Annotated in this window: 19 protein-coding genes and 1 other annotated feature; of the genes, 4 read left to right on the top strand and 15 right to left on the bottom strand. The window is 46.4% G+C overall.

Going from position 1 to position 23,223, the window contains the following annotated elements; genetic code table 11:
- Positions 1 to 83: 83 nt before the first annotated feature.
- The 6 genes from ACR32F_RS13855 to ACR32F_RS13830 all read right to left on the bottom strand — a co-directional run bounded on the left by ACR32F_RS13855 (position 84) and on the right by ACR32F_RS13830 (position 6,959).
- A complete protein-coding gene (locus ACR32F_RS13855; protein WP_440119244.1) occupies positions 84 to 332 on the bottom strand; it encodes a hypothetical protein in 249 nt (82 codons plus the stop codon).
- A gap of 296 nt (positions 333 to 628) precedes the next feature.
- On the bottom strand, positions 629 to 1,714 hold the full coding sequence (gene asd, locus ACR32F_RS13850; protein ID WP_440119243.1) for an aspartate-semialdehyde dehydrogenase: 1,086 nt from the start codon (positions 1,712 to 1,714) through the stop codon (positions 629 to 631).
- A gap of 169 nt (positions 1,715 to 1,883) precedes the next feature.
- Positions 1,884 to 2,160 (bottom strand) — a binding site (T-box leader).
- A 179-nt stretch (positions 2,161 to 2,339) separates the two neighbouring features.
- Positions 2,340 to 3,212, bottom strand: a complete 873-nt coding sequence (gene galU / locus ACR32F_RS13845) for a UTP--glucose-1-phosphate uridylyltransferase GalU (protein WP_440119242.1) — start codon at positions 3,210 to 3,212, stop codon at positions 2,340 to 2,342.
- A 1-nt stretch (position 3,213) separates the two neighbouring features.
- The gene (locus ACR32F_RS13840) at positions 3,214 to 3,651 is read right to left on the bottom strand and encodes a GtrA family protein (RefSeq protein WP_440119241.1); all 438 of its coding nucleotides are present in this window, start codon (positions 3,649 to 3,651) and stop codon (positions 3,214 to 3,216) included.
- Positions 3,644 to 4,630: a glycosyltransferase family 2 protein gene (locus tag ACR32F_RS13835; protein ID WP_440119240.1), complete on the bottom strand. Its 987-nt coding sequence runs from the start codon at positions 4,628 to 4,630 to the stop codon at positions 3,644 to 3,646. Before ACR32F_RS13835 ends, ACR32F_RS13840 begins: the two co-directional genes overlap by 8 nt.
- A 73-nt stretch (positions 4,631 to 4,703) precedes the next feature.
- The gene (locus tag ACR32F_RS13830) at positions 4,704 to 6,959 is read right to left on the bottom strand and encodes an ArnT family glycosyltransferase (protein WP_440119239.1); all 2,256 of its coding nucleotides are present in this window, start codon (positions 6,957 to 6,959) and stop codon (positions 4,704 to 4,706) included.
- Positions 6,960 to 7,159: 200 nt separating this feature from the next.
- On the opposite strand from ACR32F_RS13830, the gene ACR32F_RS13825 reads away from it, so the two are divergent.
- Both ACR32F_RS13825 and ACR32F_RS13820 read left to right on the top strand, forming a co-directional pair.
- The gene (locus tag ACR32F_RS13825; protein ID WP_440119238.1) at positions 7,160 to 7,843 is read left to right on the top strand and encodes a response regulator transcription factor; all 684 of its coding nucleotides are present in this window, start codon (positions 7,160 to 7,162) and stop codon (positions 7,841 to 7,843) included.
- Positions 7,843 to 9,360 (top strand): sensor histidine kinase, encoded by a 1,518-nt coding sequence (locus ACR32F_RS13820; protein WP_440119237.1) that lies wholly within the window; start codon positions 7,843 to 7,845, stop codon positions 9,358 to 9,360. The genes ACR32F_RS13825 and ACR32F_RS13820 overlap by 1 nt, the downstream gene beginning before the upstream one ends.
- Positions 9,361 to 9,446: 86 nt before the next feature.
- On the opposite strand, the gene ACR32F_RS13815 is transcribed toward ACR32F_RS13820, so the two are convergent.
- The 5 genes from ACR32F_RS13815 to ACR32F_RS13795 all read right to left on the bottom strand — a co-directional run bounded on the left by ACR32F_RS13815 (position 9,447) and on the right by ACR32F_RS13795 (position 14,545).
- Entirely contained in the window at positions 9,447 to 11,006 is a 1,560-nt protein-coding gene (locus ACR32F_RS13815) for an IS1182 family transposase (RefSeq protein ID WP_440114982.1), read from the bottom strand.
- Between the two features lie 191 nt (positions 11,007 to 11,197).
- On the bottom strand, positions 11,198 to 11,488 hold the full coding sequence (locus ACR32F_RS13810) for an HAD-IA family hydrolase (RefSeq protein ID WP_440119236.1): 291 nt from the start codon (positions 11,486 to 11,488) through the stop codon (positions 11,198 to 11,200).
- On the bottom strand, positions 11,488 to 11,787 hold the full coding sequence (locus ACR32F_RS13805) for a hypothetical protein (protein WP_440119235.1): 300 nt from the start codon (positions 11,785 to 11,787) through the stop codon (positions 11,488 to 11,490). The genes ACR32F_RS13810 and ACR32F_RS13805 overlap by 1 nt, the downstream gene beginning before the upstream one ends.
- 143 nt (positions 11,788 to 11,930) lie before the next feature.
- Positions 11,931 to 13,706, bottom strand: a complete 1,776-nt coding sequence (locus tag ACR32F_RS13800; RefSeq protein ID WP_440119234.1) for an ATP-binding cassette domain-containing protein — start codon at positions 13,704 to 13,706, stop codon at positions 11,931 to 11,933.
- Positions 13,703 to 14,545 (bottom strand): ATP-binding cassette domain-containing protein, encoded by an 843-nt coding sequence (locus ACR32F_RS13795; protein WP_440119233.1) that lies wholly within the window; start codon positions 14,543 to 14,545, stop codon positions 13,703 to 13,705. Before ACR32F_RS13795 ends, ACR32F_RS13800 begins: the two co-directional genes overlap by 4 nt.
- Positions 14,546 to 14,656: 111 nt before the next feature.
- Between ACR32F_RS13795 and ACR32F_RS13790 the strand changes: the two genes are divergently transcribed.
- Positions 14,657 to 15,247, top strand: a complete 591-nt coding sequence (locus tag ACR32F_RS13790; protein WP_440119232.1) for a biotin transporter BioY — start codon at positions 14,657 to 14,659, stop codon at positions 15,245 to 15,247.
- A gap of 143 nt (positions 15,248 to 15,390) precedes the next feature.
- Here ACR32F_RS13790 and ACR32F_RS13785 read toward each other — a convergent pair whose 3' ends face one another.
- From ACR32F_RS13785 to ACR32F_RS13770, 4 genes are all read right to left on the bottom strand, one after another.
- Positions 15,391 to 17,277, bottom strand: a complete 1,887-nt coding sequence (locus ACR32F_RS13785; protein ID WP_440119231.1) for a beta-glucoside-specific PTS transporter subunit IIABC — start codon at positions 17,275 to 17,277, stop codon at positions 15,391 to 15,393.
- Between the two features lie 211 nt (positions 17,278 to 17,488).
- Entirely contained in the window at positions 17,489 to 18,319 is an 831-nt protein-coding gene (licT, locus tag ACR32F_RS13780) for a BglG family transcription antiterminator LicT (RefSeq protein ID WP_440119229.1), read from the bottom strand.
- Positions 18,320 to 18,598: 279 nt separating this feature from the next.
- The gene (locus tag ACR32F_RS13775) at positions 18,599 to 20,041 is read right to left on the bottom strand and encodes a 6-phospho-beta-glucosidase (protein WP_440119841.1); all 1,443 of its coding nucleotides are present in this window, start codon (positions 20,039 to 20,041) and stop codon (positions 18,599 to 18,601) included.
- Between the two features lie 241 nt (positions 20,042 to 20,282).
- A complete protein-coding gene (locus tag ACR32F_RS13770; RefSeq protein ID WP_440119228.1) occupies positions 20,283 to 21,110 on the bottom strand; it encodes an amidohydrolase family protein in 828 nt (275 codons plus the stop codon).
- Positions 21,111 to 21,416: 306 nt separating this feature from the next.
- Here ACR32F_RS13770 and ACR32F_RS13765 point away from each other — a divergent pair, with 306 nt between their 5' ends.
- Positions 21,417 to 23,141, top strand: coding sequence for a cellulase family glycosylhydrolase (locus tag ACR32F_RS13765; protein ID WP_440119227.1), 1,725 nt, complete (start codon positions 21,417 to 21,419; stop codon positions 23,139 to 23,141).
- Positions 23,142 to 23,223: the final 82 nt, after the last annotated feature.

The raw sequence follows: 23,223 nt of genomic DNA, 5'->3' as shown, positions 1-23,223 counted from the left end.
AAACCGCCGACATGTTTGTCGGCGGTTTGACTTGTGTTGCTATTATTACTATTATTGCTACGATACTGCTACGTTTCGCAAACCTAGTAATTGGTTTCTGAAAGCATTGCTGTTAAACCTAAAGCTACGAGAAGAATGTAGACCACGATTCCAATGGCTATCCACAACAATGATGCTTTTGCATAATTGGCTTTGGAAGGGTTCGAATTTCCGAACGCCCACACAAACAACATGATGATGTTAACGATGGGAAGCGCCAATAGAAGTAACGTAAGCATCCAACTACCGAAACTGACTGGTTTATGTACTCTTTGACTAGAAACATCTGTCATAATATAACTTCCTCCTTTCTTCTCCATTTCAATTGCTACCTGCTAAGACATTCTCCCTCTAATTTATAGAAGATTTGTTTGCCGTTAATAAAAATACAGTAAATTTCATGAACTTACAATGCAAAATTTTCCATATTAAATTAATAAATTTCTTGTAACAAGGCTCCATCGGAAAGAAATGCGACTGTGACACGTATCTTTCTCTCCTTACAATGCTGGTTACAGAAAAAAACCATCAACGAGTGATGGTTTTTCATGTAATCATTCTTTGGAGGAAGTCTATTGTGCTCACGAACTTACTTCGGTTGGATATATCCTTCGGCTTTGAGCAGTTCCGCGATTAGAACCGCACCGCCTGCCGCTCCACGGAGGGTGTTGTGGGACAGTCCCACGAATTTGTAATCATAGAGGGAATCTTCACGCAGTCTGCCCGTCGATACGCCCATACCCCGTTCGATGTCACGATCCAGTTTCGTCTGCGGTCTGTTCTCTTCTTCAAAATACGTAATGAATTGTTTCGGTGCACTTGGCAGAGCCAGCTCCTGCGGACGACCTTTGAACTGCAACCAACGCTCCAGAATTTCATCTTTGCTTGGTTTTTTCTCGAAGTTTACAAAGACAGTAGCCAAGTGTCCATCCGTTACCGGCACACGAATACATTGAGTCGTAATTAATGGAGCAGATGCTTTTACGATCTGATTATTTTCGATGCTACCCCAGATCCGCAGTGGTTCCAGCTCACTCTTCTCTTCCTCGCCACCGATGTATGGAATGACATTGTCGAGCATATCAGGCCAGTCTGTAAAGTTTTTACCGGCTCCAGAGATTGCTTGATACGTGGAAGCAACTACTTGTGTTGGGTTGAACTCACGCAAGGCGTGCAGTGCAGGTACATAGCTCTGAATCGAGCAGTTTGGTTTTACGGCAATGAATCCGGTCTTGGTGCCTAGACGTTTGCGTTGAGCTTCAATCACGTCCAGATGTCCCGGGTTAATTTCAGGGATGACCATAGGTACATCTGCCGTCCAGCGGTGAGCCGAGTTATTGGAAACGACAGGTGTGCCTGTTTGGGCGTAAGCCTCTTCGAGCGCCTGAATTTCATTCTTTTTCATATCAACCGCGCAGAAGATAAAATCAACTTGGCTGGCAAATGCCTCTACTTGGGAAGCATCCTGAACAACGATCTTCTTCACCGCTTCCGGAATGGGAACAGCGAGTTTCCATCTGCCTTGTACCGATTCTTCATATGTTTTGCCTGCCGAGTTGGCACTTGCCGAAATCGCTGTAACTTCAAACCATGGATGCTGATCGAGCAGGTCCACAAAACGCTGACCCACCATTCCTGTTCCTCCGACAATACCAACTTTCAATTTTGCTGACATTAGATCATCATTTCCTTTCGGTGTGAGTTGAATATTAGCCATTTTTAATCATGCATGGGTTGCTGGGAATCCGTGATTACTCCCTTAATAAACACTATTCAGGCGTTTCCAAAGCGTGTAGCCATCTCCCCGAAAAAAAACCAAAAAATCCCATCCCCAAGACAGATGTCTCAGGGACGAGATTGAACACTCGTGGTACCACCCAGATTCGCCAATATGTCGCCATACCAGCCTCTTCAAGTAAAGGATTACAACCATTATGCATGCTGTAGCCTACTTATACTCTAGCTCTGTAACAGGAGCTCCTGTCACACCATCCCTTAATCCTAAGTTCCGATGTGCTGCTCTGAGTCTTTATTCAATAAAAGATTCTTTACTCCTTTTCAGCTGCCGGAGCTCTCTTTGAAAGAATTATTTTTATCTACTCGTCTCTTCGTCGCATTTGATATTGCGATTATAATATCAAAATTACCGTTGTGAAGTAAACACATTTTTTATAATTTGCTGTAATTGGATGTATTTTTATTATTTTCCCGCTGCTAAAGATAGGTACTCAATGGGCTAACTGACCTCGAAACAATACCCCAGCCCTGTTTAAATATAAACGTTTATCCTTTAGAAAGCTTTATGCCCACTGTGTTGCAAGTCTTTTGAGATACGGTGTCAGCATGGGCTGAAGCTCCTTGCGCATCAATCCGATCTCCAGAATGGCCTGAATATATCCGAACTGATCACCAATATCGTAACGACGTCCTTCCAGTTCAAGAGCCAGCAGTTCCTCCACCTGACTCACTTCTTTCAGTGCATCGGTTAGCTGGTATTCCCCTCCTGCTCCTCTTTCGATCTGATCCAGAATCGGAAAGATGGAAGGTTTCAGTATATAACGTCCCATCACTGCTGTTCGAGATGGAGCCTCCTCAATGGAAGGCTTTTCTACGAGATTAGTCACCCGGTGAATCCCATTAGCTGCTCCTTGTGAATCAATAATTCCATATTTGCTCACATCTTCAGCCTGTACCTGACGCACACCGACGATCTGGCTGCCTGTCTTTTCATATAAATGTATCATCTGTGCAAGCGCTGGCGGATCGGACACCATAATGTCATCCCCCAGCAGTACGGCGAACGGTTCATTTCCCACAAACTGCCGGGCACATCCAATCGCATGTCCCAGTCCGAGCGGCTCCTTTTGGCGAATAAAATGGATACTGGCCATCTCACTGATGGCTTGAACTTGTTCCAACAATGCTTGCTTGCCCTTGGCGTACAAGGAATGTTCGAGTTCAATTGATTTGTCAAAATGATCCTCAATCGATTTTTTGTTGCGCCCAGTTACGATGATGATATTCTCAATTCCCGATTGTACCGCTTCTTCCACAATATATTGAATGGCCGGTTTATCCACAATCGGCAGCATTTCTTTGGGCTGTGCTTTGGTCGCTGGCAGGAATCGGGTGCCAAGCCCCGCTGCCGGAATCACTGCTTTTTTAATTCTCATCTCATGAAAAACTCCTTTTATTTGCATCTGGTAAAGGGTCTGTGACTTGAGAGGCGTCTGCCCGGAACACCCAATACCGACTGGCCATATAGTTTAAAACCATTCCCGAGAGGGTCGCCAGTATTTTGCTCATCACAATGTTCCAGCCCCACAGGCTGTTCGAGATGAACAGAATCAGCGAGGATAGCGCGAGAACCACCAGATTGGTTATACCAAATCGCATGATTTCGGTTCTTCTGCTTTGCCGCGCTGAATCGCGGAAAGTCCATCTGCCATTCCACCAGTAACTATTCAGGACTCCGCAGCTATACGAGATCGCTTGGGCAATTAGGGCAGGTGTACCCACTGCGGCAAGCAGGGTGAACACCAACCCATCCACCGCCGTATTCAGAACTCCCACAATACCGAACTTGAAGGCTGTGACGAAACGATTAGTCATGATTCACAACTCTACCCGTCAACCGCCCCTGACCCGACTGACTTTCCACCTGATATACATCTCTCACGATGTATAGCGGACGCGCCTTGGTTTCATCATAGATTCGGCCGACATATTCACCAAGAATACCCAGCATGATCAGGATGAATCCGTTAAACATCAGCATGATACTCACTATGGATGGCCATCCCTTAATCGTTGAATCCGTAAAGATTGCCGAAACAATGACACTGAGCATATAGAAAAAGCCCCCGATGGACAGAATAGCACCCACATACCCTGCAAGCTTGAGCGGTTTGTGTGAGAATGAAGTGATACCGTCCAGACTCAGTTTCAGCATGCGTTTCAGCGGATATTTCGTCTCCCCTGCCAGACGTTCATCACGTTCGTATTCAATGGCCGTCTGACGAAATCCGACCCAACTGACCAGACCGCGGACAAAACGATTCTTCTCCGGAAGACGTTTCATCTCATCACATACTTTGCGATCCATGAGCCGGAAATCTCCGGTATCCACCGGGATATCCGTATCCGTTGAGGCACGAAGTACACGATAGAACAGACTTGCCGACCATTTCTTAAAGCGGGTTTCCCCGCTTCGTCTGGTGCGACGTGCATACACGACTTCATAGCCCTCTTTCCATTTCGCGATCATATCCAGAATCAGTTCGGGAGGGTCCTGAAGATCCGCATCAATAATAACCACCGCATCCCCCGCTGCATAATCCATACCCGCAGTAATCGCAATCTGATGACCGAAGTTACGGGCAAAATCAATCAGTTTCACACTCTCGTCCCAACGGGCGTAGTCTTGGATCATCTGTGCACTTCGATCCATACTGCCATCATTGACAAACAAAAGTTCATAGCTCTCTCCTGTGCTGCCCATGACCTTCTTCAGTCGCCGATAGGTCTCCTCGATCACCGCTTCCTCGTTATACATGGGAATAATAATGCTGTAACGGTATGTGTGAGCCATGTTCGTTCCCTCCCTTTTCCAATGGACTTCGTTCACGTTTTTCATATCAGCTTGTTGGTTCATTTGATTCACCTTACAATTTCACTTCATACAAAGTCGTCTGTCCGCCGAATCCGAATCCAGCCCCGATTCCTGTGTCTCTGTTATCCGTGTCCGTGCCTGTCTTCCATTCTGAGGTTGGGATCTCGGTTCCGTGCTCTTTGATCCAATCGCTAATGTCCGAGTTTCCTCCTCGGCCACCCATACCGCCAATCATGAAGTACTTCACTTGCCCACTCTTGACGAGTTGTTCCAGTTCATCCGTTGTGTATACCGGATCTGAGCCTAAGAAGCCGCCCAGTGTAATTACTGCTTCATTCTCGTCGATGATATAAGGAGCCGCCAGATTATAACTGGTGGTTGCAAATAGATAGGTTTCGCCCGTTGTGTGTTCTCTCAGATAATTCAGAGTTGTGGCATCCACTTCTTCGTTCATGCCTCCAGCTCCGCCCCGGCCACCAGCCATAGGCACTCCTCCGCCGTTCCCTCTACCATCATTTCCAAATCCTCCAGTTGTCGGTGGTGCTTCCGTACCTGTGCTGTCAACATCCGATCCGCTGTTAGAAGACGAAATCTGTTGATCCATTTCTTCTGATGCATTCGGTGGAGTCATAGTGCCATTGCCGTTATCTGGTCGGTCACCCATTGCCATTCCCATACCCATTCCCCCAAACATCCCAGTGGGACCTGCTGCCGGAATCATGCTGTTACCACCGTAGATAATTGGCGTGAATGCCCAATAGGTTGGACCGATCAGCATTACCATGAAGCTTGCGATAATCAAGCCCTGTTTCCATGGATGTGAACGATTAAGCATCACAACCAGGATGAGCGTGATCAGGATACCCGCGATTAATTCACTAATAGACCAGCCTGCTCCGATGGTGTCGTCATACACCTGCATGATGTACCAGCCAAAAATGGTGGTCAGCAGTACAGACGCCGGTAGTAACCAGGCTTGCCAGCCTGCGCGTTTACGATAGGCCGTCCACATGGCTACAAATCCTGCGCCAGTCAGCGCAGCGATTGGAGGTGCAAGCATAATCAGATAATACTGATGGAAGAAACCTGCCACACTGAAGAAAGCAGCAACCGGAATTAACCAAGCCAGCCAGAACAAAGCTTCCTTATGCTTATCGGTTATATTTCTCCGTCTCAACCCTGCAAAAATAGCAATGCATCCAAGCAGTACGATTGGCAAAAGCCAACTGGCTTGGCCTGAAAGTTCAGTCTGGAACAGTCGCAGAGGACCTTTTTCCCCTGTACCGAACATGCTTCCCATTCCACCACCAAAGTCTCTTCCATTAGGCATTTCGCCACCTGGGATAGTCATTCCGTTCATCCCGCCCATTCCACCACTGTCCGGTGAGTTGCCAGACAGAGCGGGGCTGTTCCCCGTCGAATCGGAAGTGGATTCGGGAGCGGATGTTGACGAAGATCTATCGCTTTGATTATTTCCCGGATCAGCGGGGTTTGGCATACCCGCATTACCTGCCGTATTCTGCTGCCCTGTAAGGCGGGACAGACCATTATATCCAAATGCCAGTTCAAGCACCGAGTTGGTTTCACTGCTGCCGATATAAGGCCGCTGATCTTCCGGTATAGAATCCACGGTGACCGCCCAGGATAAGGAGACGACTGCCAGTACCGCTGTACTGCCCATCAGCAATATGATTTTTCTTCTCCATTTCGCCTTGAACGCGAGCAGATAGAACAAGTAAAAAGCCGGGAGAATCATGTAGGCTTGAAGCATTTTCATATTAAAGGCTACGCCTATTAACGCAAAGGCAACCAGAATACGCCACGTACTGCCTTGTTTACTTCCTTTGAACAAAAACCACGCTCCAAGCAATAGTGTAAACACCAGCATGCTATCAATATTGTTGGTCCGACTAACTGCGGCAACAACAGGTACAGTCGCCATCGCAAGTGCCGAGATTCGAGCCGCTGCAAGTCCATATGTAGGCTTCACCATGAAATAAATCAGCAGCACCGCGCCGATCCCCGCCAAGACTTGCGGTAAAATAACACTCCATCCGTGTAAACCAAACACGTAGGCAAAAGCCGTCTGAATCCAGAAAACAACAGGTGGTTTGTCTACGGTTACCGAACCAGCCGAGTCGAGCGACGCATAGAAAAAGTTATGGAAGTTTCTTAGCATGCTCCCAACGGCGGTCGTATAATAGGAATTGGCATAATGGTCGTTCCAGATGCCATACCCGTTCAGAAATGCCGCTAATAATACAATCGGCAGAAGGACTAGATCAATCCTTCGTTTGGCGTTATTCAATGTCAATCACTCCTTCAAGTTCTTCATGTTTAACATTGTGACATGCCAAAATAAAGCTAGGATGAGTGCCCGCTGAATGTTGCCTGAGGATAACTTACAAAACTTTCAGCTAATTTTCAGTTGGGCGAGCGATAATACAACATAAAGCCCTCAAATGAGGATACTTAATCGATGGATTCAACAGGGAGGGACGCCTGCTTATGAAACTAAGTACTGGCATTAAAATACTTTTGGCTGATGATGAACCACATATTTTGCAATTTCTGGAGCTTGGATTAAGCAATGAAGGCTTTGATGTACGTACCGCACCGGATGGAGCGGCTGCACTTGAGTTAGCGCTTGAATTCCGCCCACATATGGCCATACTGGATGTCATGATGCCAGAGATGGATGGGTTCGAAGTTGTAGAACGTCTGCGCAAGACCGGGGCCCAGGTGGGCGTAATTATGCTGACAGCCAAAGACGAAGTCGAGAATCGGGTCAAAGGCCTATGGCTTGGTGCTGACGATTATATGATCAAACCCTTTTCCTTCGACGAGCTTCTCGCCCGAATTCAGGCAAGGCTGCGGAATCAATTTCCATTATTAATAGGCGTCGTAACACATGGTCCTTTTCGAATCGATGATCAACGCAAAGAAATGACGTTTCACGATCAGGTCCTGGAGTTATCTCCAACCGAATATGAACTATTAAAGTTCATCGTGCTTAATCACGGTATTGTGCTGAGTAAAGCGACTATTCTGAGTCGAGTGTGGGGATACGATTTTGGAGGAGAAGAAAATATTGTGGAGGTGTATGTTCGCTCTTTACGTGACAAACTCGGGGATAAAGAGCATAAACTCATTCGTACACTTCGGGGCGTCGGATACAGGCTGGATCTCTGATGGGAGCCTTACCAAAGCAGCATAAACATCGTTGGCGGCGTTTGCACCAATGGATCTGGCCGCGTTCACTGCGCTCTCAATTGCTCTCACGTTCCCTGTTCATTCTTGCAGCTCTGCTATTGCTAATTGGATTTCTTCAATTCTGGATTATGGAAAGCTTTCTGTATCGTAATCAGGCGAAAACCATGGAGGAACAGCTTATGTCCATGCCCCCTGTCTGGCTCGGAATCCCTTCACGCAGCGGCTCCTCCAACAATCCTTTTGGAGGACAGACTGGAGCAGAAGGACGCGGTTCAGACAATCGGGTATTATACATCCCCGACCGCTCACTGGCACTATTTGATAAACAAAATGCGTTCAAGGACATCTTTGGTGAAGACGGTCTGACCGCTCCTCGCTTGACGTCAGCTGAATATCAGAACATCACAGATCAGATTAACGATAAACAACATGTTCCGTACCGGATTGTAACGGATAGCCATGGCAATGAGCAGCTTATCGTCTTTTCCTCGCCAGGGCCGCGTAATCGCGGCTTACCCATGGTGCAGATGGGCACTGCAACCAAACCGCTCAAGGATCTGATTATGAAACAACTTCTGATCTTCATGATGTTATCGCTGCTCGCGATGGTTGCTGGCCTAGTTCTTTATACTAGGGCACTCCGGAAGACTCTGGTGCCTCTGTCCAACATGGTGGATAAAGTACAACAGATCGATGCAGGCAGTCTGGCCGAACGTCTTCCCGCTATTCAAGGGCAACAGGAAGTGGATCAGTTGGCTCTTTCCTTCAACGGTATGCTGGAGAGATTGGAAGAATCGTTTGAAGCAGAACGTGATTCGAAGGAGCAAATGCAGCGTTTCTTGTCCGATGCTTCTCATGAGTTACGTACCCCGCTTACCTCCATTCACGGATTTATTGAGGTACTACAGCGAGGTGCAGCAAGCAATAGCGAACAGTTATATAACGCACTGAACAGCATGTATGGGGAATCCATGCGAATTAACAAGCTGGTTGAGGATTTGTTGATGTTAACCAAGCTGGACCAGGCACCCCAATTGCAGCAAGAAGTTATTCAGCTCGACAGTCTTCTGCTCGAAATGCAGCCACAACTTGTCATGATGGCGCATCAACGTAATGTTCATATTGACCTGACTGCTGAAGTTTATGTGATGGCTGATCCCTACAAATTGAAGCAGGTCGTGCTCAACTTGTTCCATAACGCAGTCCAGCATACCGATCCTGATCGGGGTGCCATCACCTTAACGTTGTATGCTGTTCATGATAAGGCCGAGTTGTCGGTGAAGGATAATGGCACAGGGATTGAACCGGAGCATCTGGCTCACGTCTTTGAACGATTTTACCGGACAAGCACATCGCGTTCGAGGAAACAAGGCGGCGCCGGTCTCGGCCTGGCGATTACCCACACGATCGTGGAGTCATATGGCGGGAAAATTACGGTTAGCAGCCAGGTAGGCACAGGAACTGAATTTACGATATTGCTACCATTGTTAACATGACAAATAGGGGCTGTCTCAAAAGCCTTAAAAAACGTATCGGCAAAAAGAAATAACACCCATACGTTCAAAAGGGACGAAGCAGAGGTTTATCCTGCTTTGTCCCTTTTGCGTTTTTCCGTCATTGCGGCCTTTTTAAGCAGATTGTGGGCGAGGCAAAGCCACCCGACCTCCAAGCTTACTTTTTGCAAGCCGCGAAGCAGGAATTTTCGGAATGCCCGGTTGTTTTTGATTTGTCCAAACACGCTTTCTGGCTCTGTCATGCGCCGAACCGAAAGGGTGTATCCTTCCTCGCTACGCAGTCGTTCCCGCATGTTGTTTTTTTGCCGCATATAGGTCAGACTGATCGCGATCTCCCGATTGCCTTTGGCTTTGGTGCATTTCGTTTTGAGGGGACAATCGCTACAATCTGCACTTCGATAATGGCGTGTTCGAATCGTGTAGCCACTCTCCGTGAACGTCTCGCTTTCGTACCGAAAACGTAACGTCTTCCCAGCCGCACAGGTCCATGTATCTTCCGTTTCGTTGTAGCTCCAGTTATCCACTTTGCCAATCGCTTGCTGAAAGGCTCTCGTTTTCTCCTTGTGGTACGTCCCGTATTTGACGATTGCCTGGATGTTTTGCTCTTCGAAATAGCTGTAATTTTCTTCGCTTCCATATCCTGCATCGGCAATGACGATTTTCGGTCGTCTACCGAGCGTTTCTTCCACATGCTCCAGATGCGGCTTCAGACATTTGGTATCGGTAGGCCGTTGATGTACACTGTAGCCCAAAATAAACTGGTTTTCCGTTCCGATCTGCACATTGTACCCTGGCTTCAATTGACCATTTCGCATATGGTCTTCTTTCATTCGCATGAACGTCGCATCTGGATCGGTTTTGCTGTAACTATTGCGCTCGCCAGCGGTTTGGATCTGATGCTCATACTTCTGCAGCCGCGGTAGCAAGTCCTTCCGCAACTGGCGTACCGCTTTCTTTAATGTTTTGTTCTTCGGTTTTTCTTGTAAAGATTCCTCCAGTTGCTTAACGGCTTTTTCCAGCTTTTCTGCCGTGAGCGCAGAAGCTTCACCGAGCTCAGGAAGGTCTGTACCCGTGTGGAGCGCATCTTCTTCACCTTCAGCCGCTTCGATGGCTTGGAACAGGGTATGTACTTTTTCTTGCAACTTGGCCTGGTACTTGACGACAGCCTTTTTCCAGACGAAGGTGTACCGATTCGCATTTGCTTCAAGCTTGGTTCCGTCCAGAAAGTAGTGTTCCAAGGATACGTATTGCTCCTGAACCAACAACTCCAGCACATGGGTAAACACGGTTTCCAACACCTTTTTCATCCGCTCCGAACGGAAGCGATTGATGGTCCGAAAATCCGGTTGTTGCCGCGCAGCGAGCCACATGAACATGATATTTTCGCGAACGGCCTTGGCGATTTTCCGGGAAGAATAGATGCGCTGGGTGTAGGCGTAGATGATGATTTTGGTGAGCATTTTGGGATGATAGCTATGGCGGCCCCCGCCAGGATACGCCGAGTTGAAAATGGAATCGCTCAGGCGATTGACAGCGTCATTCACAACACGAACGAGGTGATTTTCGGGGATATCTGTCTCCAAATCCATTGGCAAGAAAAGTTGATCCATGGTATATTGAATGTACAAAAGAAGCCCTCCTTAGAAATGGTTGCTCGACACTTCCATTTTACCAAGGAAAGGCTTCTTTTTGTTTTACAATTTGGAAAACAGGGCTGTCCCTAGCCATTTTTATGACTTATGGGACAGCCCCTATTTTTTTTGCATCCAATTCGTGCAGCGGTATATATGTAGGTGATGTAGTACATCTGTGTCTAGGGTTAATGTTGGTCTACGAGCCATTCGTCAATTACAGCAATCCAATGATGCTGTTGATCTGCAAGTAATGTTTCCCATCCCAGTTCAGTAGCAGGCTTCAAATTTTTAGCTTGATCATCCACATATATAATATGTGCAGTCCTGTGTATATGAGATTGAACAAGTTCATATATCTCTATATTGGGCTTGCAATATCCGACTTGATTGGACATATATACAACTAAAAATAGCCCCCGAACAGGACAATCCTGCCGAAGGCCATTATTTATTTCATATTTATAACAACACGTCATTACGATTTTTCCGGGTATTGAGGCTCGGTCACGTTATCGGGGACAGATTCATCAAAGACGTCCTGACCAGGATAATCGCGAACTTCTCCTTCGTGCAGCTCATGATTCTCATAATCAAAACGATGCGCGGTCCTTTGATCCACTCGCCACGGCGAGCTCTTCCCAAGAGATTCAGACATCAGAGATGAACCGTAAGGACCTTCTGGGAACTCTTCGAGTGTGATATCATTTCGCTGCGACTCCACCGTGGAAACATCGGTATATTCTTGCCTTTCTTCCTGCAAAAATTTCTCCTTCATCGTTCGTCCCTCCATATCTGCTTCAAGGTGATCAAAGCAGGTTTATTTTGAGCCAAAAGAAGAACATTTATACATATGCACCTGCAAAACACTGCGTTTCAAGCTCTGATCGAATCATCGATCCAGCGCCTTCATTTTTACCGTTACACCTGGCGTAATGATACAAATAATACAAAGACAATAAGACCAGCGATGCTAATCCAGGTATCACGCCTCGACCATACCAACAAAGAAGAACGTGCTCCAAGCAGAGAATTCTCTCTGACTTTACGCATTTCCATCGCAATCGTCATATCCTCTGCACGCTGGAACAGCGCCATAAGCAAGGGAATGACCATTGGACCCAGGTCACGCACCCGGACCGCATTCGGTCGTAACACCGCTTTCCCACGTGCCCGCACGATCAACGAGAATCGCTGCCACTCACTCCAGATCATCGGGATAAACCGAAAGATTAACGATACGGCAAGTGCAAACGAGGCAACGGGCAGCCTGATTTTTTTACCGATGCCAAGTACCCAATTCAGCCCTTCTACCATACGCCCATAAGGCGTGGTAAGCGAAAACCATAGGCTCGCCAAGGTGACAATAAACAAACGATACACATTCAGCAAAGTGCCCTCCGCCTGTACCAGGGAAAAACCAAAGTGCAGACCACCTCCCTCTGTTGAAAGGGTGGTTCCAGATAACGCTGTTGATATGAGGAAAAAGAATAACAGCGGCTTCATTAACTTCACGCATCCAGCCAAAGTCTGACGAGGGAGAGCGGCAAGTGCGGCCACTACTGGCACCAATGTTAACGTCAACCCCAACCAGCGCTGTTGAAGCATCGCCGCGGTTACCAGTAAAATATACAACATCCATTTCAAACGCGGGTCCATGACTCCATACATTCCACTGGTTGAAGTTGGCCTGACGTTTGGAAATTCAGCATTTCCAGCTCTACTAGAGTAAGGAAGGAGATCCCTCGTTTCCCCGTTGAATAGAGTACTTTCGGCAACCGCCAATGTTCCCGACTTGTTTTCCTTTTTTAATTCCGATTTTGTACAGCCCTCCGGCTCCATTCGCTTGGACTGAACAATACTTTCAACCATCTCCTCTGGCGTCATTGCCGTAAAAGGCAAGTGAATGCCAGCCGTTCGGAATTGCTGTGCCAGCCGCATGGAAGGGGGCAAGCCAATCCCCGTCTGCTCCAGCAGTTCGGGCCGTGAATGCAGCTCTCTTGGTGTGAGATCAGCGATCAGACGACCTTCCTGTAATAACAGAACTCGATCGGCGCAAGGCAAAAAGGTATCCAGATCATGCGTTGCCACCACGATTCCACAGCCTTCCTCACGATGCTGAACCAGTGCATCAAGGAGCAGCATGACACTTTGTGCTTCCAATCCGGCGCTAGGCTCATCGAGCAGAAACCAGTGTGGATTCGTGACACTACCCAGTGCAAGACCAAGTCTACGCCTTTCCCCCCCACTCAGGGCAAATGGCGATCTATTCAGACGAAATCGTTGTTCCTGTTCTTTACCCGAGGGTGGGTCCCACTGTTTGAGCGCTTCCGTGATCTGCTTTTCCTGTTGTTCATCTGAAATTCGGTATGGACGCAGGGAATACGCGAATTCCCGCTGAATGTTCCGGGCAAACAGTTGTTGTTCCGGGAATTGAAATACCAGGCCCATCTGTAACAAAATGGACTGTGGTACTTTGCCTTCTCGCCAGAAAGGCTCGCCATCCAAAGTGATACTTCCTGCATCCGGAGGTTTTAGGCCAGCCAGCGTCTGTAGCAACGTTGTTTTTCCCGATCCTGTGCAGCCCAGCAGCAGGGTAATTTCCCCACTGTTCAATTGCACAGTCACATCGTCAAGCAGTACACGCTTATTCGCTTCGGATGCTTCTATACGTATATTCGTTAAATCAATCCTCAACGTGCAGCCTCCTTAGCGAGCTGTTCTGGTCGCAGTGGCATCACATCAGGAAGCAAGCCTCTTTGCTTCAGCAGTAACGCCGTCTTTACAGTAAAAGGAGGGTCCAGCCCCAATCGTTCGCAGGGCGATAAGTACTCCTTTTCTTGGGTAACACTCTCTTGCGTCTCTGACCCGTAAAAAAAGGACTCAGGCATTCCGTCGTATACACAACGTCCCTTTTCAAGAGCAATGATTCGATCGCATAATGTTGCTTCTTCCAGGTGATGCGTAATCCAGATCACTGCTGTGCCTTGCTGGACAATGGCCTGGACTATAACTTCAATTCGGTCTCTAGCTCCCGGATCAAGCATGGCTGTCGGTTCATCCAGAATGAATACATCTGGTCTGGCTACAAGAGCCACTGCAATGTTAAGCAACTGCTTCTGTCCTCCCGACAACTGCGAGATGGCCGTTTCTGGGGGATAATGAAGTCCTACGGTATGTAATGCTTGCTGTCGGCGCTCCAATTGCTCTTGGACAGACTCCACCACTGGTGACAAAGCAAAATGAAATTCCTCTTCAATGGTATCCCCGAGCACCTGTGCGTCGGGTTGCTGCAAAACACCTCGCACGGTAACATCAGCTGAGATATTTCGTAGACCACCAGATAAGGGGGTGAATCCAATCAGCAGTCCAGCCAGTGTGCTTTTCCCGCTGCCATTGGCCCCGACAATGGTTATCCATTCTCCTCGATGCAGCTCGAACGACACTCCATCCAGCGCCTTTCTCACCTGACCAGATTCGGAAGCATAGTACACACGAGCATCTTCTATAGTAAATAAAGGTATGTTGTCTTGCATCGTAAATTAGTCCTTTCCCTTTCAATCCTTTTGTGGTACGATCCTAATCGTTAACCACTCAATATTATTTGGTTAACAATAGATTACCAAATTTGAAAGGAATGTTCAAACATGAAATTATCTTTGCGAGGTATTGTATTCAGCGCACTCATGGCAGCCATACTTGTTCTTTTTGGTTACATAAGTATTCCGATTGGTTTCTCGCCTGTGCCGATTACTTTGCAAACTCTTGCGGTGATGCTGGCTGGTGGATTGCTTGGACCATTGTATGGTTTTCTCAGTGTCGCACTGGTCGTTGTGCTCACGGCATTTGGTTTCCCCCTCCTACACGGAACCGGAGGTCTGGCTGTACTACTCGGACCTACAGGGGGATACGTTGTCATATGGCCTTTGTCAGCACTCCTGATTGGATTGTTCCTCTCCAGAATTCAAATTCGGGGAATCATGGGTTATTTTCTTGCTTTTATCATCTTGGAAATCTTCGGTTCCCTGTTGAACTATGTTTCAGGCGTACCCTGGCTTGCGTATGGTTATAACATGTCCTTCTCTGAAGCCATGATTCAAGGTTTCTATCCTTACATTATTGGAGATCTTATTAAAGCCGTATTTGCTGCGATCATCATTGCACCTGTACGCATGGTTTTCCCTCCTCAGCGTCTGACAGGTAACATGCATTCAACGGTTGTAAAAGCTGACTCCTGATCAGTACATAAATACATAGATATCCTATACGGATATCCCAAAATAAGAGAAACCGCCAAAATGATTTTGGCGGTTTCTCTTTAATCTCTTCCTTTATGGCTTCATTTTCTAATGTGCATGCAAAGTGTACCGCACTTCTCGCGTTACTCTGCGTCAACCTTCCCGCCATACAAGTTCAACAGTGGCTCCTGGGTACGAACCTGCCCTGTAACCAGTGAAACCACTTCCTCGTAGTTCGCAGAATTCGTTACAATGATAGGTGTTACTGTATGATAACCTGCCGCCTTGATCGCAGCGATATCAAATTCCAGCAGCAAATCTCCCGCTTTTACACGGTCACCTTCCTGAATGTGTGAAGTAAAATGCTGACCGTCAAGCTTGACCGTGTCCACCCCGACATGGACCAAAATCTCAGCACCCGTATCGGATACAACAGCCAGAGCATGTTTCTTTTTGAAAGCAACGGTTATCGTTCCGTCAAAAGGTGCTACGACACGGCCTACTACCGGTTCAATAGCAATCCCCTTGCCCATCGCGCCGGATGAAAATGCGGGATCGGGGACTTCCGACAATTCCACAATCGTTCCCTCGATTGGGCTGAATACCTCTTGATCTGATGAAGCCTCTGCTCTTGCCGATGGCTTGCTGGAATCCGTATTTTTTTCTTTCTCTTCTTCTTCAACGGGATCTTTGAAGCCCATAATATAGGTCAGTACAGCCGAAACGACAAAGGATACCACGATACCAAGGATCAGACCCGGGAAGCCCTGCCCACCCGGCCCGTAGAAGATTGGCAAGGTCAGTAGCCCCGGTGCACCGGATGCAAACGCTTGTGTACCTGCCTGGCCGATAATAGCTCCACCAATGGCGCCCCCAATTACGCCTGCGATGAATGGACGTTTGAGTGGCAACGTTACACCATAGATCGCTGGCTCGGTAATACCGAACAGTGCTGTCAATGTGGATGATCCCGCCAATGTTTTCAACTTTTTGTTCTTGGTTTTCAGCATAACCCCAAAAGCAGCCCCGGTTTGTGCGAAGATGGAAGCAGTCGCAGCTGGCTTAACTCCATCCTGTCCATAGACAGCAACGTTATTAATAAATACAGGAATGAGACCCCAGTGTATTCCGAAAATAACGAGCAACTGCCAGCTTGCCCCCATCACGGCTCCAGCGAGCAATGGACTGAATCCAAAGGCCGCAACAAGTCCCGCTGCAATCGCATTACCTACATACACTCCAAATGGACCAAATACAAGCAGGGTAAGTGGTACCATGATTACTAGCAAAAATAGAGGTGTAACAAAGTTTTTCACACTATCGTGAAGTGCTTTATTAAAGAATTTCTCTAATTTGCTCATGACAATTACAGCTAGAATAATCGGAATAACGGTAGATGAATAATTCATCAATATCACAGGGATACCGAAGAAATCAGTAGGTGTCCCCTCTGCTTTCAGCGTGACAATGGTAGGATAGATTAGTGCACCTGCAATGGTCATCGCTACAAACATATTACCCTGGAATTTACGTGCTGTTGTAACCGCTAACAACAGGGGCAGGAAATAAAAGAGACTGTCCGCTGCCGCAAATAAGATTTTATATGTCGTTTCCGTGGTTTCCAGCCATCCGATGTTGCTAGCAATCAGCAACAAACCTTTCAGAATACCGGCTCCAGCCATGACGCCAAGCAGCGGTGCAAAAATGCTGGAAATCACATCGATAATACCGCCAATTCCCTTGGCTGCTTTGCGAGGTTTCTCCTTGTCCGAAGAATCGTCCAAGAGGCTGCTAATCTCTCCAATGGCGCTATACACTTCAGGCACCTTATTACCCACCACAACCTGAAACTGTCCACCGTTTTCCTTGACAGCGATGATCCCCTCTGTCTTCTCCAGCTTGGCTTTGTCTGCCTTTGCATCGTCTTTCAATACAAACCGCAAACGCGTTGCGCAGTGAACCAGTGATACCACATTCTTTTCACCGCCGACCAGCTCAATAATCTCTCTCGCTAGTTTTTCCTGACTCATGATGTGCACCCCCACTTTTTATCAAACAGGCATCCTACCCATTTTTTTGCACACAAAAAACCTAAGCCTTGAGGAAGATAGACACATCGGTCCGGTCTTCTCATGACTTAGGTTTTGCCTGCATAACCAGTAACAATCCCAGTTAAATCGTATTCAGTTCCTGTTAATCTCATATTATTATAATTTAACCAAATTTGTCAACATATATTATCTAGCGATTCACAACTCGCTCAATGTGTACCGTCAGATACAATTTCTCTTCGTTTGTCAGTTCGTGATTGTACTCTTTTTTCACAAACAGCTCAATTTTTTCCGTACATGCTGCCGCTTCCTTGTGTTTCTGCTTGATCATGTCGTATAGGTGATCATAGTTGTTCTCATAGTGCGTTCCGCTCAATACACGCTGCGAGAAGAATTTTAAATGTGTGATGAACCGAAAATAACTTAAGGATTCTTCGTCAAATTCCGTTTTGAAATGATACTTCGCAATATTAATAATCTGCTGAATGAACTTCGTAATATTCATGGTCGTAATCACTTCTTCGTTCATCTCGGCATTCACGATGTGCAGAGCAATAAAAGCGGCTTCATCTGGTGGAAGCTCAATGTCCATCCTGGTTTTAATCTGCTCCAGCGTTTTCAGACCTAGTCCGAATTCGGCCTTATATAACTGTTTGATTTCCCACATTAACGCATTCTTGATCTCAACCCCTTCACGGTATCGTTCAATCGCGAAATTGATATGGTCCGTCAAGGACACATAGATATTTTCATTCAAATTCCGGCCAAGATTCTCTCTGGCGTAGGTAATAATTTCTTCCACTATTTCGATCAATTCCATCGGCACTTCGCGCAGCAGCAGTTTGAAATTATCGGAGGTCTGCTTGTTTTTCAATGCAAAAACTTTCTGAATGCGGGTCTCATCTACTTTATCTCCCGGCTTTTTCTTAAAGGCAATCCCACGCCCCATCACTACAAGTTCGGCTCCATCCGACTGATATATGCTGATGACGTTATTGTTGATAACCTTTGCTATGTTCACTTCAATCCCCCCGTCACAATCCCTCTTTGCAGTCCTATACACTTTTGGGCATACAAAAAAAACCTGAAGCATCACAAAATAAACAAGACAAATGCTGTCTTCTTTTTTGATGCTTAGGTTTTGCCTACATGGTGTAGTAACAATCCCAAAACGATATAATTGCGTCAAGTATAGCGCGAAAGTAACGTATATGTCAACGCTTTCAAGCAAAGGGCATCAGCCGGGGAGCTCCATGATGAATGGTTCTCCCGGTTGATTTGACCTGCGCTTTTCCCAATCCTACGCTTCGCCCAAATTCGTCCCCTCTGATTCAATCACTTTTTTGTACCAGTGGAAACTCTTCTTCTTAATACGCTTCAGCTCACCTTTACCTTCATTATCCCGGTCTACATAAATATAGCCGTAACGTTTTCTCATCTCACCCGAAGAAGCACTGACAATATCGATCGGTCCCCAACTTGTGTAACCAATAATGTGTACACCGTCCTGAATAGCTTCACCCATCTCGGCAATATGCCGTTTCAGATAATCGATCCGGTAGTCATCATCCACTTGCCCTTCTGGAGACACCATGTCATTGGCACCAAACCCATTCTCGACAACAAACAGAGGTTTTTGATACCGGTCATGCAATTGGTTTGCTGTAATACGGAATCCTTTGGGATCTATGGTCCATCCCCACTCCGATTTTGCCAAATACGGATTGGCTACTGAGCCAAACACATTGCCGCTGGTCATGTTTTTGATCACTTCCGGATCTGTGCTGGTTGTACGGCTGGAGTAATAGCTGAATCCAATGTAGTCAACCGTATGATTCTTAAGGATATCCACGTCACCCGGCTGCATAACAATATTCAGACTGTGATCTTTGAAGAAACGTTTGGCGTAACCCGGATATTCCCCGCGGGACTGAACATCAATGAAGAAATAGGATTCTCTATCTTTTTCCATACCCTTGAATATATCTTCCGGATTGCACGTATACGGATAGAAGCTGCCGGCCGCGAGCATACAGCCAATCATTGCGCTCGGAATGATCTCATGACAGGCTTTGACTGCCAATGCACTTGCAACCAGTTGATGATGAGCAGCCTGATACTGGATCTCCTTGATATTATCGCCTTCCTTGAACGTTAACCCCGCACCGAGGAATGGCAGATGCAGCAGCATATTGATCTCGTTAAAGGTCATCCAGTATTTTACCTTGTCCTTATAGCGGGAGAATACCGTTTTGGCATACGTCTCAAAGAAATCTACCAGTTCGCGGCTTCTCCAGCTGCCATACTTCTCAATCAGATTCACCGGCACATCGAAATGCGCGAGTGTAACCACAGGTTCAATACCATGTTTCAGCAGTTCATCAAACAGATTATCGTAAAATTGTAATCCGGCTTCATTTGGCTGTACATCTTCTCCGGTTGGGAAAATTCGTGCCCAGGCAATCGAAACACGCAACACTTTGAAGCCCATTTCAGCAAATAAGGCAATATCTTCGGGATAACGATGATAGAAATCAATCGCTTCATGCGAAGGATAGAACTCGTTTGCAAGCGGCGTAAATGCGGGAACGTTGCCCTCCATAATGCCTCTGCGGTTCTCTCCTGTTGGCAACAAGTCAACGATACTCAGTCCTTTGCCATCTTCCAGGTAAGCACCCTCCGCCTGATTGGCAGCAATAGCTCCACCCCATAGAAAGTCCTTGGGAAATTTAAAATTTGTCATCATCATTCTCCTTCCAAATATGGTTTTCAGATATCCGCTCAAATCGCAAGAAACATTGAAAATACAAATACAAAAAACCCGAACCAGCCTGGATACACGGTCGCGTGTAAACAAGCCAGCTCAGGTTATGCCCGTATCGGTAACATTCCCGGATCACAATTATGCGGATTGGATAAAACATTAACAAGAATTAGGGAAACTGTCAACATCGTCAAACCTGGATCAGCTATGAATGCAATCGCTATAACTGATAAAAGGTGGCACAGGTGCCCCCAAATATCATCTGCTTCTCCGTCTCAGACATGGAATACATATGCTTCATTACAATCTCAAGTGCTTGAGAGTATGTACCAGCCACCGTACAAACTGGCCAATCCGAGCCAAACATGACCCGATCTGGACCAAAGGCTTCCAAGGCTGTATGCAGATAGGGGGTAAAGTCCTCCTGTTTCCAATTTCCCCAATCCGCTTCAGTCATCATTCCTGACAATTTACAGTATACATTCGGTTGTTCTGACAACGAATATAGTGCTTCCTTCCAAGGTGACACCTGGCCCGCCTTAATATCCGGTTTCGCCAGGTGATCAAGCACAAATCGCTGTTCAGGAAAATTCTTAACCAATTCTACCACATAAGGCAGTTGCTCCTTGGACACGAGCAGATCGTACGCCAGATTATAGGGTTGCAGCAAAGCAATTCCGCGCTGAAAATCGTCACGCAGCACAAACTTTACATCCGATTCATCCTGTATCACATGACGTACCCCCTTCAACCAGGGGTTTGATGCATATTTCTCAAGTTGACGTGAAGCTTCTACAGAACACAGATCCACCCAACCCACAACGCCCTTGATGAACTCGTGCTGTTCTGCCAAGTACAGAAGCCATTCCGTTTCCTCAACCGTTTGTCTCGCTTGTACAGCAATACAACCCGATACTCCTGAATAGGTTAGCAGAGGTTCCAAATCTTCCGGGAGAAACGATCGTCGAATAACACTCATATGCTCCCCGATCCACCCATATTCATGCATGTTATAATTCCAAAAATGTTGATGTGCATCCAGTTTCATTACATATCCCCTCCTGTTATTTTATTTAAATTCAATGATGGACTTAATGCCACGATTTTTCTTCAAACAAAGATAACATAATCCAATAATCACTAATTTTTACATGAAATTTATTCCAATTATGATGGTATTCCCTTCTCATTAATTATGATATATTTACAACTTAGAAAACGCTTTCAATTCTAAAAATGGAGGTGATCCCATTTTCGAACAAGTGTAACGCTTGTTGCTGTTGAGCTTCTTTCGGTATTTCTTTCAAGCACCATATTATAGTTCAACAATTATAACTCAAAGGAGACTATGTTTATGAAAAAAAACCGTAAATCGGTTCTCTCACTCACGATCGTGACCGCGATGATTCTGTCCTTGTTCTCCTCTGCCATAGCTGCTGCCGCTACGGATAATACAGTTCAGGCAAATGTAGCTGCTGCGCCAACCAATATGCAATCTTATGTCAATGCCATGGAACCAGGCTGGAATCTGGGTAACTCACTGGACGCCGTTGGTGCCGATGAGACTGCCTGGGGCAACCCATTGATCACCCAACAACTGATTCAGCAGATTGCCAATCAAGGATACAAAAGTATTCGTATTCCTGTGACCTGGCAAGCTCACATGGGTGGAGCACCCAACTACACGATTGATGCCGCTTACATGAATCGTGTGCAACAGGTTGTTAACTGGGCACTTGATGCGAATCTGTATGTCATGATTAATATCCACCACGACTCCTGGCAGTGGATCAGTTATATGGAGAATGACCATGCCAATGTTCTGGCACGCTATAACTCAGCTTGGACTCAAATTGCGAACAAATTCAAAAACGCATCCACCAAGCTGATGTTCGAAAGTGTAAATGAACCACGCTTCACAGAAGGTGGAACAACGAATACCGCTACCGCATACGCTTTGCTGGATGAGTTGAATGTATCTTTTCACAACATCGTGAGAGCATCCGGCGGAAACAATACAACACGTCCATTGGTTCTGCCAACGATGCACACCTCTTCCACTCAACCGGATTTGGATGCACTATCCCAGACGATTGCCAAATTGAATGATCCTAATATTATCGCTACAGTCCACTACTATGGCTTCTGGCCATTCAGTGTTAACATCGCTGGTTACACCAAATTTAACGCAGAAGTGCAGCAGGATATCACCCAGACATTTGACCGGGTGTACAATGCTTTTACAGCCAAAGGCATTCCGGTTATCGTCGGTGAATATGGTTTGCTCGGCTTTGACCAGCACACTGGCGTCATCGAACAAGGCGAAAAGCTGAAATTCTTCGAATTTATCGGACAATACCTGCGTCAAAAACAAATGACTACCATGTTGTGGGATAACGGACAGCATTTTGGTCGTACCAGCTTTGTCTGGTCTGACCAGGATCTGTATAACACGATGAAAGCCAGCTGGACTGGTCGTTCGTCCACTGCTGAATCCGATTTGGTGTACTTGAAGAAAGGTGCCGCAGTTCAGGATAAGACTGTAAAACTGAATCTGAATGGCAATACATTCACTTCCCTGTCCCATGGCAGCACAACACTTGTTAATCATACGGATTATACCATCAATGGGGATATACTTACATTGAAAGCCAGTCTGTTAAACAAACTAACAACATCCGGTAATCTCGGCGTAAATGCTAAACTGACTGTCAAATTCAACAACGGCGCCAACTGGAACTTGAATATCATTAAGTATGATACACCTAAACTGAACAATGCAGCAGGTACAACCAGTTCATTTGCGATTCCAACTACATTTAACGGTAATCAGCTGGCCACTATGGAAGCCACGTATACGAATGGTGGCAACGCTGGTCCACAAAACTGGACTTCATTCAAAGAGTTTGCCCGCACGTTCAGCCCGAATTACAACAGTAATGTGATTGAATTGAAACAAGACTTCTTCAACGAAACCAGTAATGGTGAGGTTATTCTCAAATTCCACTTCTGGAGTGGAGACGTAATTACGTACAAAATTACAAAGAACGGTTCTAGTGTTGTCGGAGTATCTTCATAATAGAATTACAGCTCTTTATATAGCCTATTGAAATTCATAAAACGTTCTGCCCAGAGCAACAGGCTCAGGTCAGAACGTTTTT

This window comes from Paenibacillus hebaui (assembly GCF_051934385.1).
In the GTDB taxonomy this organism is placed as follows: Bacteria; Bacillota; Bacilli; order Paenibacillales; family Paenibacillaceae; genus Paenibacillus.
The sequence above is the reverse complement of the archived record's forward strand: the minus strand, read 5'-3'. Positions and strand labels throughout refer to the sequence as shown.